Source organism: Mesotoga sp. HF07.pep.5.2.highcov (assembly GCF_003666285.1).
Taxonomy (GTDB): Bacteria; Thermotogota; Thermotogae; order Petrotogales; family Kosmotogaceae; genus Mesotoga; species Mesotoga prima.
The window spans coordinates 1-851 of sequence record NZ_JFHJ01000060.1 but is presented as its reverse complement, the minus strand read 5'-3'; the positions used below and the strand labels follow the sequence as shown (position 1 = coordinate 851).

Here is an 851-nt window from a genome sequence, read left to right as displayed (position 1 = left end):
AACAGTACTTGTGGCGAGAAGATATGAACATCTTGAAGCAATTTCGAACAGAATAGAAAGGGATTATGGGATCGAGTCTAAGGCCATAAAGGCTGACTTAACATGTCAAAGAGATCTCTTAGAAGTATCGGGACTCTTAGGCGGGGTTGACCTTTTGATAAACAACGCCGGGTTTGGAATGATTGGCCCATTTGAGGACCTCGAAACAGATAGAGAGATGCAAATGATCAGGTTAAACATTGGTGCACTCTACTTCTTGACTAAAAAATATGCCTTATGCAGAGTAGGCGTCGGCGGAGGGGTCATTAACGTGGCATCTACCGCAGCTTATCTTCCCATACCTGGTATGGCCGTATACGCAGCTACAAAAGCCTTCGTGCTGAGTTTCAGCGAGGCGATTAGCGAGGAGCTTAAGTCAAAAGGATTGAAGGTGATGGTTTTGTCCCCCGGACCGACAAAGACAGAATTCTTTGACGTTGCTTCGGGAGGCAGAAAGAAACTTCCCGGCTCGATGAGTCCCGAGGAAGTTGTTAGGAGAGCTCTTGATTCCTTCGAGAAAGGTAAGAGAAGTGTGGTAAGCGGTGTGATTAACAAAGTCATTGCAACTGGATCAAGACTCGTTCCAAGGGCTGTCGCGCTAAAAGCGGCCAGAAGGGCATTCGAGGACTAGGTGAAAACACTTTCTGTCGTGAAAGATCGATTTGTAACCTCCATGATCGACCGCCTAGAGGATTTGGATCACCTTTATCCTCCAAATATTCTGCAGAAGAACCTGAGACCTTTGTCTTAACTGCCAGACCAAGATAATTGCTTTCTAAGATTAGTTTTGCATAAGGCCGGGACTCTAAGCG

1 protein-coding gene is annotated in these 851 nt (G+C 46.1%); it reads left to right on the top strand.

Annotated elements, in window-relative coordinates; translation table 11 throughout:
• Positions 1–670: SDR family oxidoreductase (locus tag BG32_RS01110; RefSeq protein WP_121526264.1), on the top strand; the 670-nt coding region annotated here is incomplete at its 5' end.
• Positions 671–851 lie beyond the last annotated feature (181 nt).